This is a genomic window from Nostoc sp. DedQUE12b (genome assembly GCF_034530835.1).
Taxonomy (GTDB): Bacteria; Cyanobacteriota; Cyanobacteriia; order Cyanobacteriales; family Nostocaceae; genus Nostoc.
Window position 1 is genome coordinate 63,092 of the sequence record NZ_JAVRCI010000009.1, and the last position, 11,580, is coordinate 74,671.

General features: G+C 41.2%; 13 protein-coding genes. 10 read left to right on the top strand and 3 right to left on the bottom strand.

The annotated features are described in order from the left end of the window. The first annotated feature begins 38 nt into the window (after positions 1-38). The 3 genes from pgsA (at position 39) to RMY16_RS06985 (ending at position 1,093) form a co-directional block, all read left to right on the top strand. The gene (gene pgsA, locus RMY16_RS06975; protein WP_322735768.1) at positions 39-557 is read left to right on the top strand and encodes a CDP-diacylglycerol--glycerol-3-phosphate 3-phosphatidyltransferase; all 519 of its coding nucleotides are present in this window, start codon (positions 39-41) and stop codon (positions 555-557) included. Positions 558-644: 87 nt separating this feature from the next. After that, positions 645-872: a type II toxin-antitoxin system HicA family toxin gene (locus RMY16_RS06980; RefSeq protein ID WP_322735769.1), complete on the top strand. Its 228-nt coding sequence runs from the start codon at positions 645-647 to the stop codon at positions 870-872. Next, entirely contained in the window at positions 869-1,093 is a 225-nt protein-coding gene (locus RMY16_RS06985; protein ID WP_322668783.1) for a type II toxin-antitoxin system HicB family antitoxin, read from the top strand. Before RMY16_RS06980 ends, RMY16_RS06985 begins: the two co-directional genes overlap by 4 nt. Before the next feature lie 3 nt (positions 1,094-1,096). On the opposite strand, the gene RMY16_RS06990 is transcribed toward RMY16_RS06985, so the two are convergent. Together RMY16_RS06990 and RMY16_RS06995 are read right to left on the bottom strand one after the other, a co-directional pair. Next, positions 1,097-1,975, bottom strand: coding sequence for an SMP-30/gluconolactonase/LRE family protein (locus RMY16_RS06990; protein ID WP_322735770.1), 879 nt, complete (start codon positions 1,973-1,975; stop codon positions 1,097-1,099). A 221-nt stretch (positions 1,976-2,196) separates the two neighbouring features. After that, positions 2,197-3,135: an NAD-dependent epimerase/dehydratase family protein gene (locus RMY16_RS06995; protein ID WP_322735771.1), complete on the bottom strand. Its 939-nt coding sequence runs from the start codon at positions 3,133-3,135 to the stop codon at positions 2,197-2,199. A 280-nt stretch (positions 3,136-3,415) separates the two neighbouring features. Between RMY16_RS06995 and RMY16_RS07000 the strand changes: the two genes are divergently transcribed. The 7 genes from RMY16_RS07000 (at position 3,416) to RMY16_RS07030 (ending at position 10,678) form a co-directional block, all read left to right on the top strand. Beyond that, the gene (locus RMY16_RS07000) at positions 3,416-4,558 is read left to right on the top strand and encodes a glycosyltransferase (protein ID WP_322735772.1); all 1,143 of its coding nucleotides are present in this window, start codon (positions 3,416-3,418) and stop codon (positions 4,556-4,558) included. A 111-nt stretch (positions 4,559-4,669) separates the two neighbouring features. Further along, a complete protein-coding gene (locus RMY16_RS07005; RefSeq protein ID WP_322668790.1) occupies positions 4,670-5,425 on the top strand; it encodes a sugar transferase in 756 nt (251 codons plus the stop codon). A 468-nt stretch (positions 5,426-5,893) separates the two neighbouring features. Beyond that, positions 5,894-6,973 carry a GDP-mannose 4,6-dehydratase gene (gene gmd, locus RMY16_RS07010; protein ID WP_322683489.1) on the top strand — a complete coding sequence of 360 codons (1,080 nt, stop codon included), beginning with the start codon at positions 5,894-5,896 and terminating at the stop codon, positions 6,971-6,973. Positions 6,974-6,996: 23 nt separating this feature from the next. Next, a complete protein-coding gene (locus RMY16_RS07015; RefSeq protein WP_322735773.1) occupies positions 6,997-7,941 on the top strand; it encodes a GDP-L-fucose synthase in 945 nt (314 codons plus the stop codon). Positions 7,942-8,014: 73 nt separating this feature from the next. Next, positions 8,015-8,632, top strand: coding sequence for a 5-formyltetrahydrofolate cyclo-ligase (locus RMY16_RS07020; RefSeq protein WP_322735833.1), 618 nt, complete (start codon positions 8,015-8,017; stop codon positions 8,630-8,632). Next, positions 8,629-9,639: a catalase family protein gene (locus RMY16_RS07025; RefSeq protein WP_322735774.1), complete on the top strand. Its 1,011-nt coding sequence runs from the start codon at positions 8,629-8,631 to the stop codon at positions 9,637-9,639. Before RMY16_RS07020 ends, RMY16_RS07025 begins: the two co-directional genes overlap by 4 nt. Positions 9,640-9,841: 202 nt before the next feature. Then, complete coding sequence (locus tag RMY16_RS07030) at positions 9,842-10,678, top strand: carbohydrate ABC transporter permease (RefSeq protein ID WP_322735775.1); 837 nt, start codon at positions 9,842-9,844, stop codon at positions 10,676-10,678. A 22-nt stretch (positions 10,679-10,700) separates the two neighbouring features. On the opposite strand, the gene RMY16_RS07035 is transcribed toward RMY16_RS07030, so the two are convergent. After that, positions 10,701-11,354 (bottom strand): sugar transferase, encoded by a 654-nt coding sequence (locus RMY16_RS07035; protein ID WP_322668775.1) that lies wholly within the window; start codon positions 11,352-11,354, stop codon positions 10,701-10,703. Positions 11,355-11,580: the final 226 nt, after the last annotated feature.

An 11,580-nucleotide genomic window follows, 5' to 3' on the forward strand; every position in this document is an offset into this window, starting at 1 on the left:
CTGCTTATTGCTTTACACTTGTTAACTTTTAATTTTCCATGACCCTACCCAACTGGATTACCTTCTCTCGCCTTCTGGGTGTACCATTTCTGCTTTATGGCTTATACAATCCCACACCACAAGCTAGGTGGATATGTTTGGCAATTTTTCTCGTTGCGGCTTTAACTGATTGGTTAGATGGCTATTTAGCACGAAAACTGAATCAAATCAGTGAGTTGGGTAAGTTTCTTGATCCCTTAGTGGATAAATTTCTAGTACTTGCGCCGTTGCTGATTTTTATTGAACTAGGAAAAGTGCCAGCTTGGGGAGTGTTTTTGATTTTAGCGCGAGAATTAGCGATCGCTGGTTGGCGGGTGAATCAAACGACAATTACCGGGGCGAATATTTGGGGTAAACTCAAAACTGTCAGTCAAATAGTTGCGATCGCACTTCTGATTGCACCCCTACCTGAAGTTTGGCAAACTCCCTCTTTGATTGCCTTTTGGGTTTCTGTCGCCTTGACTTTAATATCTGGGGGTATTTATCTTTTGCCGCAAAAAGCTAGCACTGCTGATTAAAAACATCTATTATATCATCCTTATAAGTCTAAAATTTTTATAGATAATCATGACAAAATATTTGTAGCTAATCAGAAATTTCTAACAGTGCCCAAGAAAATTCGGGAACTAAAAGCAATGCTCCTAAAAGCTGGATTCACTTATAGAAGCGGCAAAGGCAGTCATACAGTATGGAGCCATTCTTTGCTAGTTTACAGCCTCACTTTGTCTGGCAAAGACGGAGCAGATGCAGATCGTTACCAAGAAAAAGATGTTAGAAATGCGCTCATGGAAATAAGACAACTGGAGGAAGAAGACAAAGGAGAGCAAGAATGAAACCACAATATAGTATTGTTATTCAGTGGTCTGATGAAGATAAAAAGTACGTTGTCAGCCTACCTGAGTTTGGCCCCTATGCACACACTCATGGAAATACCTACGCAGATGCTCTCAATAATGGCGAGGAAGTACTGGAACTTTTGATTGAAGATTACCAAGCACAAGGAAAACCACTGCCAAAGCCTTTGACTGCAAACATTTCCTTTCGGTTTGTGTAATCTTCAAAAATCATAGCCAGGTAATCCGGTAACATCAGTTTGTAGGGCAAACAAATCACCAGAGTAGAAACTTTTGTCAATCTCGGCTTGGCTAAGTCCAACTGAAGCGGTGGTGATATAAAGTGTTTGCAAATCTTCGCCACCAAAGGTACAACTCGTTACGAGTGGAACAGGTAGATTAATCCGCAATATTTCTTCACCCTTGGGGTTGAAACGAATCACACACCATCCATCCCACATAGCTGACCAAATATTTCCTTGACTATCTATTGTCAAACCATCTGGGTAGAAAGATTCATGAGTTAAATCAACAAAAATCCGGCGATTAGTAATGCTACCTGTTACTGAATCAAAATCGTAAACATATATTTTTTGCTGAGGAGAATCAGTCAAATAAAACGTTTTTTGATCAGGACTCCACCCCAAACCATTAGAGATAGTCAATCCTGTTTCCATCAGATGCAATGAACCATCACAATCATAGCGATAGAGGCTAGCCTGGGGTTTTTCTGAAGAACACATTGAACCGATCCAAAAGCGGCCTTGGGGGTCACATTTGCCATCATTAAAACGGTTGTCTGGCAGATTTACTTCAATTTCCAAAATGGGTGTAACTTCACCTGTCTGGGTGTTGAGGAATGCCAAGTGATGACGCAGTGCCATAATTAATCTATCTTTACCTGCTGTTGCGATCGCACCTACGACATCTCCCACATCAAAAAACAAGTCTTTTCCAGTAGCAGGATTGAACTGATGTACCCGATGGTTGTATATATCAACCCAGTAAATTAGGTTTTGGGTAGAGTCCCAGATGGGACCTTCACCTAACCGCGCACGGGCTTCTAGAACATTCTGGAGTGGATATTGTAAAACCTGGCTCATTTTATCAACCAACAACAGTATTTACAGAAACTAATTTTAGTAACCTTCAGGCAATTCTAAAAAAGGTTTGCCTTCCTTGATCAAATGGCTTCTCACACCCCTCGAACGAGAAAGTCAACGTGCTAACAGATTAGCAGCACAACTGCGCGAGTTAGGCGTTAACCCTGATAAGTTTTGAAGATGTGAGGGGCATATCGCTGTCTGCCCCTAAACATCTTTACTCACAACGCTTTTAAAATTTCCTCATCTACAGAAAAATCTACTTCAGCTTTATCTTTTGCATTAGCTAAATAGTCATTTTCCAGAGAGTCTTGTAACCCAGAAATCAAATCATATTCAGGATGCCAATTTAATTCTGTTTGCGCTTTATTCACCGAAGCAAAGAAATGCTGCACCCGCATCGGAAAAGCTTTGCGTTTGCCGAAATCAAACTTTTTCGGGTCGTAATGGACGATTTTTACAGCATCAGGTGATTTGCCAGCCGCTATAGCACTAGCGCGGGCTAAACCATCAAAAGTGACAAAGCGATCGCCAGAGATATTATAAATCTGTCCTATGGCTTGTTTATTACCCAAAACCTGAGTCATTGCTAGTGCCAAGTCTTTTACATGGCCTAGCTGGGTAATATGCAACCCATTTCCAGGGATGGGAATGGGGCGATCGCGCACAATTCTGTCAAAAAACCAGCCTTCTAACTCATTATAATTACGAGGCCCGTAAATATAAGTAGGACGAATAGAAGTAAAAGGTAATCCCAATTGAGTTAGATAAGCTTCTGTTTCATGTTTACCTTTATGCCGACTTTTAGGATCTACTGCATCGCCTTCTACATGGGGCAATTGATCGGATTTGAGATATACTCCCGCAGAACTCATATACACAAAATGTTGCACTCGGTCTTGAAAAATTTCTGCTAGTGGTTGAGTATCAGTAAGTTCGCGCCCATTATTGTCAAAAATGACATCAAAGTTTTCTTGTGATAATTTTGCTTTTAATTGAGTAGCATCTGTGCGATCGCCTATAATTTGTCCTACTCCCTGTAAAGAAGGTGCTGGCCGATTTCCACGATTGAACAGCACGACCTCGTGTCCTTTTTCCACTAGTAGTTGAGTCAAATAGACACCAATGAACCGAGTACCACCCATAATCAGAATTCGCATAAATTCACCCTTTCTATATCAGTTTTCATCAAGGGAGTAAGGACTTGGGACTAGGGAAACAAAAAGAACAAGGAGAATAACCCATCCCCAATACCCAATGCCCAATGCCCCGTTCCCAATCTGAGATTATCAGGTTGCCGCATCCATCTGGAACCTCTGAGGGAAAGATTCCGTCTTATGTGCTAATCTGGGGCGCTTCCCGTTAATTAATCACAAGGGGAAACTTTTCAGTTAACGTCATCAAGTTAGCCTTTGTATTTTCCACTTATTCAAGTTAGCTGTGCCCTTGAAATATGCTCTGGTTCATGAGTGGCTGACACCCAAAGCCACCGGTGGTTCAGAACTCGTTGTACGAGAAATTTTGAATCACATTGATGCTGATTTGTATGCTCTCATAGATTTTGAATCCAGCAATAGAGAAAGTTATTTATATAAGCGTCAAATTGGCAAGACGTTTCTCCAGAACTTTCCCTATGCCCGCAACGGTATACAAAAATACTTGCCTTTGTGGCCCTTGGCAATTGAACAACTTGATTTGCGGCATTATGATGTCATTCTGTCTTCATCCCATGCTGTTGCCAAAGGAATCCTTACCACTCCCGAACAGATGCATATTTGCTACTGTCACAGCCCTATGCGCTACGCCTGGGACTTGACCTTTGATTATCTGCGCCACAGCAAACTGGGTAGTGGTTTACCTGGGTGGGTGACACGATATTTATTACATCGTTTGCGCCAGTGGGATGTATTGAGTGCCAATCGCGTTGATTACTTCATTGCCAACTCGCAGCATACAGCTCGGCGGATTTGGCGTTGCTATCGGCGAGAAGCAACAGTCATTTATCCACCAGTGAAGATTGCGGAATTTCCGTTTCTCTCTGAGAAAGAGGACTTTTACCTGACAGTTTCTCGGTTAGTAAGCTACAAGCAAATATCCTTGATTGTTAAGGCTTTTAATCAACTAAAACGACCATTAGTAGTCATTGGTACAGGAGATGAAATGAACAAGATTCGCGAGATGGCAAACTCAAATATCCAAATACTCGGTTGGCAACCCGATAATGTGGTAAAAAAATATATGTCTAAGGCTAAGGCGTTTGTATATGCAGCTTGTGAAGATTTTGGAATTGCCCTAGTGGAAGCACAAGCCTGCGGCACGCCAGTAATTGCTTATGGTGCAGGGGGTGCTTTAGAAACAGTGCGAGATATTCGCTCTGGTGCGGATACAGGGACAGGTATATTTTTCAAGACGCAAACAGAGGCGGCTTTGGTGGAGGCAGTAGAAAAGTTTGAAATGTATGAGGGTTCGTTCAATTCCGAGTATATGCGATCGCACGCCGCGCAGTTTTCACCGCAAATTTTTGCAGATCGTTATCTAGATTTTGTAAACAAGTGCAACGAAAAAAGACCATTTTTGCAATGATGGTCTTGATTAACGTCTGATTTTTTTAGGCTTTTGGCAATTTCCCCCAGAAGCATCTCATTTTGGCTTTAATATTGGGACTATGTGTGGTGTGGATTATTAAGGAGTATGATGACTGCCCAGAGCTCACTCCTCTCCGGCAAACGAGGCGTTAGGCAAGACACTAGATCGTCTACGCGTTTCTTAAAACGCGGTCAAAAAACAAAGACGCCAAAAGTTAAACCCAAAGGTTTATCTTTTCAGGGTTTAAACGGAGAGTTTGCCAAACGACTGTTCGATATAGTGTTTTCGCTATCGGTATTAATTTTGTTCTTCCCCGTCTACTTAATTTTGACCTTGCTGATTGCCTTTAGCTCAGAAGGGCCAATTTTTTATGTCCAGGAACGGGTAGGGAAAAATTACAAAGCGTTTAGTTGTATTAAATTCCGAACAATGGTAAGCAATGCGGACGAAATCCTCATGCAAATGATGGAAACATCGCCCGAATTGCGACAAGAGTTTGAAAGCAGTTTTAAGCTGAAACAAGACCCCCGGATTACCAAAATTGGTCGATTTTTGCGAATTACTAGCTTAGACGAATTTCCCCAGTTCTGGAACGTTTTAAAAGGGGACATGAGTGTAGTCGGTCCCCGACCATTGGTAGCAGAAGAACTGCCAAAATACGGTTGTCACATTGACGATATTTTAACAATCCGTCCAGGAATTACTGGTTTGTGGCAGGTATCTGGGCGTAATGACATTCCCTATCCTCGGAGAGTCCAAATAGACCTGCATTATGTCAAATTTAGAAATTTCTGGCTTGATTTATGGATCATCTTGAAAACTGTTGATGTGGTAATTCTACCCAAAAATAACGGCGCATACTGAGTAACTACTTAGGGTGGATTCTGTGGGGCAGTTAATGCCCCTAAGTACCAATTCTCCCCTCAAACTAAAGGATTGCTCATTTTTGTTTCTATAATTTGTGCTTTTCTACTTAATTCAGACTTCTGTGAGTGTGGATTTTTGGCACTTTTGCCAGAAGTCTAATTTAAAATTGCTATTTTATTGAGTCTTCATAAAACTAGAGATATATGAAGTTTTGACAAAAAACAACATACATAAAAAATTTTGATTTATCTGGTAAAAGAAAATATACATAATTAAATAATCTTCAGCTATCTAATGCTGGACTTACGTGTTGAATTACTTTTTCTTAAGTATATTTATTTACGGAAAAAGTCTCATAACAACAAGAACTCGTAGGTTTCCCATTAGGCAATTCAGCAATTAGTTGCTAGGTTGTATCAGATTGGCTGTAACTTTTTAATCAAAGACAATAAGGGATAATTGAGCATGACGCAACAGAAGCGAGCGTTGATTACTGGTATTACTGGACAAGATGGTTCATATCTAAGTGAGTTTTTGTTGGAACAAGGTTATGAGGTTCATGGGGTAATTCGCCGGACTTCTACCTTCAACACAGACCGCATCGATCACATTTACGAAGACCCCCATAAAGAGGGAGTACGGTTGTTTCTTCACTACGGTGACTTGACAGACGGTACAACGTTACGGCGTATTTTAGAAGAAGTAAAACCAGTAGAAATTTACAACCTCGGCGCTCAATCCCACGTCAGAGTCAGCTTTGATTCACCAGAATACACGGTGGATGCAGTTGGAATGGGGACATTGCGTCTGTTGGAAGCAATTCGAGACTACCAGCATCGTACCGGAATTCAGGTGCGATTTTACCAGGCGGGTTCTTCAGAAATGTACGGTTTAGTACAAGCAATACCTCAAACTGAGACAACGCCTTTTTATCCCCGCAGTCCCTATGCCTGTGCGAAAGTTTACGCCCACTGGCAAACTGTAAATTATCGTGAATCTTATAATTTATTTGCTTGTAACGGTATACTTTTTAACCACGAGTCACCACGGCGGGGTGAAACCTTTGTAACCCGCAAAATTACTAGAGCGGTAGCTGGTATCGTTGCTGGGAAGCAGAAAAAGATTTATATGGGTAATCTAGATGCCAAGCGAGATTGGGGCTATGCGAAGGATTACGTCAAAGCAATGTGGTTGATGTTGCAGAAAGACCAGCCAGACGATTACGTAATTGCTACTGGTGAAACCCACTCGGTACGAGAGTTTTTGGAACTGGCATTTAGTTATGTGAATCTTAATTGGCAAGATTATGTAGAGTTTGATGAGCGTTACCTGCGTCCATCTGAAGTAGAGTTGTTGATTGGCGATTCTACCAAAGCACGGCAGAACTTGGGCTGGGCACCATCAGTAACCTTTGAAGAACTAGTTTCCCTAATGGTAGAAGCAGACTTACAAGCATTGGGTCATACTTCACCCAATGGAAAAGGTTCGCAATTTCCAGATGATATTGCGACTATTCGTCAAACACTGGGCGCTTTACACTTCTGATTCGGCATCACAAAGGATAAAATATGACCGCCTTAGAACTAAAAAATAAACGCATTCTAGTCACTGGTGGGTCGGGGTTTCTAGGCCGTCAGGTGATAGATCAACTGTGTAAAGCAGGAGCCGATCGCGAGAAAATTACAATACCGCGATCGCGCGATCAAGATTTGCGTGTTTGGGAAAATAGCCAACTTGCAGTTGACCAGCAAGACATAATCATACATCTAGCAGCTCATGTTGGTGGCATCGGTTTGAACCGCGAAAAACCCGCAGAGCTATTCTACGATAACTTGATCATGGGAACCCAGCTAATTCATGCTGCCTATCAAGCGGGAGTAGAAAAATTTGTTTGTGTTGGTACAATCTGTGCATATCCCAAATTCACTCCAGTGCCATTCAAAGAAGACGATCTTTGGAATGGCTACCCAGAGGAAACCAATGCCCCTTACGGAATTGCAAAAAAAGCGCTTTTAGTTCAATTGCAATCTTACCGTCAGCAGTACGGTTTTAATGGGATTTACCTACTGCCAGTAAATTTATATGGCCCGGAAGATAATTTTGACCCCGGAAGTTCCCATGTCATTCCAGCATTAGTTCGCAAAGTTCACGAAGCCCAAATTAATGCAGAAAAACAACTTGCAGTTTGGGGTGATGGCAGTCCTACCCGTGAGTTTCTGTATTCAGAAGATGCAGCGCGGGGGATTGTGATGGGGACTCAATTCTATAACGAATCGGAACCAGTTAACTTGGGAACCGGTTATGAAATCTCCATTCTTGATTTAGTAACTCTAATCTGCGAATTGATGGAGTTTAAGGGGGAAATTGTCTGGCAAACTGATAAGCCTAATGGTCAACCCCGCCGCTGTTTAGATACTGAACGGGCAAATCTTGCCTTTAATTTCACGGCTCAGGTAAGCTTTGAAGAAGGGCTAAAGAATACCATTGAGTGGTATCGTCAACACGCTGCATAACTATGTGCTGGTGAAGGTAAAGTGATCCAAGCTGGGTAATGCCCAGCTTATTTTTTTGACTATTTTTATTTATATGGGCAAAGTTAATCATCAGCTAAATAAAGTAGAACTGCGCCGCACTCTACTCAAAACACGTCAATCAATGTCCGTTGGAGAATGGAGAGAAAAAAGCGATCGCTTATGCTCTCATTTACAAAACTCTACTTTGTTTTCCCAAGCAAAAACAATACTCGCTTATTTCAGCTTTCGCCAAGAACCTGACCTCAGTCCCTTATTTGCCAACACCAAATATCGTTGGGGATTTCCTCGCTGCGTTGATAAATCTCTGTCTTGGCATATTTGGACACCGAATGATTCTGTCCAAAGCGGTTCTTATGGTATTACTGAACCACACCCTGACGCTCCAATCTTAGATGCTGCGGAAGTAGATTTGATTCTTGTCCCCAGTGTAGCTTGCGACCATCAAGGATATCGTTTGGGTTATGGCGGCGGATATTATGATCGCTTGCTCAGTTTACCGCAGTGGCAGACAAAGCCGACTATCGGAATTATCTTTGATTTTGCCTATTTGTCCCAAATACCGATTGAGCTTTGGGATAAACCACTACAAGTTATTTGTACGGAAACCGGATTGACTCATGAAGGTTCCAGGATTCAGGATAATGAGGACGCATTCTCAAATGTTTTATGACTAATCCAACGTCATCTACCACTGAGCAGGAAACAATAATTGACGAAATTATAGCAAGTAGTCTCCAAGCTCAACAAAAAACAGGTCCAGACCTCCGTCAAATTCATAGCAAAAGTCATGGACTCCTTTGGGGAGAGTTTATTATTGAACCCAATCTTTCTGAAGACCTGAGAGTAGGTTTGTTCAAAACGCCCCAAACCTATCCTGTATGGATTCGTTTCTCTAATGGTGGTTCGCCTCAAAAGCGTGGTCAATTCAACTCCGATAGCCAACCTGATGTTCGCGGTATCGCCATCAAAGTAATGAATGTGGACGGACCAAAAGTGCTGGATGATGAAGAAAAAACTCAAGATTTTATACTCAACAATTATCCTATTTTCTTGACCAAAGACGTTCGTGATTACGCCGATCTTTCCAGAGCAGGTAGTGGACAACTTACCCCAGAAAGGCTGGAAGAACTTGGTTACGCCTTTGCTATCTTGCAAAAAATTGGCAGCAAAAAGGTAGGAAATCCGCTTTTGATTCAATATTGGAGTATGGCTCCGTTTAAGTTTGGTAGTCGAATTGTAAAATTATCTGTCAAATCTCAACAGCCTGAACAACCACCCGAAACACTTCCAGAATCAGAAAATTACCTCCGAGAAACGCTGGTCAAATATTTGACGGAAGAAGGTAGAGAAGCTTCTTTTGACTTCCTAATTCAGTTTTATGTAAATGACGACAAAACACCGATTGAAGACCACGTTCAAGAATGGCAAGAAGCAGATTCACCGTTTATTAAAGTTGCAACTGTCCGTATTCCCAGTCAGAAATTTGACTTTGAAGAACGCAAACGCTTAGATGAGGGTATATTGTTTTCCCCTTGGCATACACTGCTAGAGCATGAGCCTGTTGGAAGTGTAAATCTATCTCGCAAGAGACTTTACAGCGAACTTGCAAAATATCGACGAGAACAAATCGCCCAACGATCGCGGGAACCACAACCTTATGTAGCGGTTGAAGATTAACCACTATTGTTTGACTTAAAACTGTAGGGTGATAAACGATAAGCCTACTTGATTAGATACTATTTTTGGCATTGCTGATTTGATGTCCAAAAGTTATTAGTTGTGCAACTAAAACTCTGGTATAGACGTAAAATTTTACGTCTATACATTTATCTAAGACATAATTGAATTTTAAGAAAAGATAATTTATCTTATTAATCAAATGCTGAACTTAAAAAAATCACGATCGCAAATTCTGCTAATGTATGCGCTGTTGGGAGCGATCGCCCTGTTGATGCTCTTTCCTTTACTATGGTTAATTAGTACAGCCTTAAAATCGCCGACGGAAAATATTTTTCAGTCGCCGCCACAGTTGCTACCTAGTCAACCGACACTAAATAACTTCTCTAGTGTGTGGAACTCTTTACCTTTTGGACAATACTTGTATAACAGTACCTTGGTGTCAGTACTGACTGTGGGCTTAAATCTGTTCTTTTGCGCCTTGGCTGCCTATCCGTTAGCAAGATTGTCGTTTGTGGGGCGAGACTGGATTTTTGTAGCGATCGTCTCTACGATTATGATTCCCTTCCAAATCGTGATGATTCCCCTTTATATTTTGACAGTCCAGATGGGTTTGAGAAATACTTATTTAGGGATGATTTTTCCGAGTTTAGCTTCTGCCTTTGGCATTTTTCTGTTACGCCAAGCTTTCATGAGTGTACCCAAAGAAATAGAAGAAGCCGCCAGGATGGATGGCAGCTCAGAGTTAGGATTATGGTGGCATATTATGTTACCAGCAGTTCGCCCAGCACTAGTAACTCTAGCTATTTTTGTATTCATTGGTGCTTGGAGTGACTTTTTGTGGCCTTTAATTGTCATCCAAGACGAAAATTTATACACTCTTCCTTTGGGAGTCGCCAAGCTAGCAGGGACATTTTCTCTTGACTGGCGGTTGGTAGCTGCTGGCTCAGTGATTGCGATCGCCCCAGTATTATTACTATTTTTGTTTCTACAACGTTACATTGTACCCACAGAAACAGGTAGCGGCGTCAAGGGATAAAAATATTTTTCCCATACCCAATTCAATAAGCACCAGTCTTTTTAAATACCACCCAGATAGTTTTAATAATCAGACTCAGGTCATAAGTTACAGACCACTTGCGTTGATAATCTATATCCATTTTCACAATGGTTTCAAAGTCTGTAATGCTAGAACGCCCATTAGCTTGCCATTCTCCGGTGATGCCTGGCTTGACTCGCAATCTATCCCAATGATGTGGATCGTAATTACTGACTTCATCAGGAGTAGGTGGACGAGTACCAACTAAACTCATGTCCCCTAACAAAACATTCCAAAATTGAGGGAATTCATCCAAGCTAGTACGCCGCAAAAATTTACCAACAGGAGTAATGCGAGGATCGTCAACGGATTTAAAAATGTGACCTTTGGCTTGGTTCTCAACCAAATGCTTGAGTTTATCAGCATCGACTATCATGGAGCGGAATTTCCAGATGCGGAAAGTTTTTCCGTTTAAACCACAGCGAATTTGGGAATAAAATATTGGACTTGGCTCATGAATAAAGGTAGCAATTGCTACGGGAATTGCTATCATAAATGTAATAATCAGCCCGACAATGGCTCCAACAATGTCAATTAATCGTTTTCTCACGCTTAAAGTTGACGGGTGTGAAGGCTGTTGCAAACAATTAACTGAATAAAGAGAAAGATTATTCACAAGGGCTAACTTAGTTTTATAACAGGAATTTCTACATTAGTAGTGTAGACATAGACATGATTGTTGGGCGATTTTTACTACTGTTGTCGTTACTACCGAGTGTTAATATACACAAATTTTAGCCGATGTAAAAACCAAAAACCAAAAATTTACAGAATCTTTCAATTCAAGTGATAGATTGTAAAATTACGGTATTTTATCCATTTAATAACAAAGATACTACTAT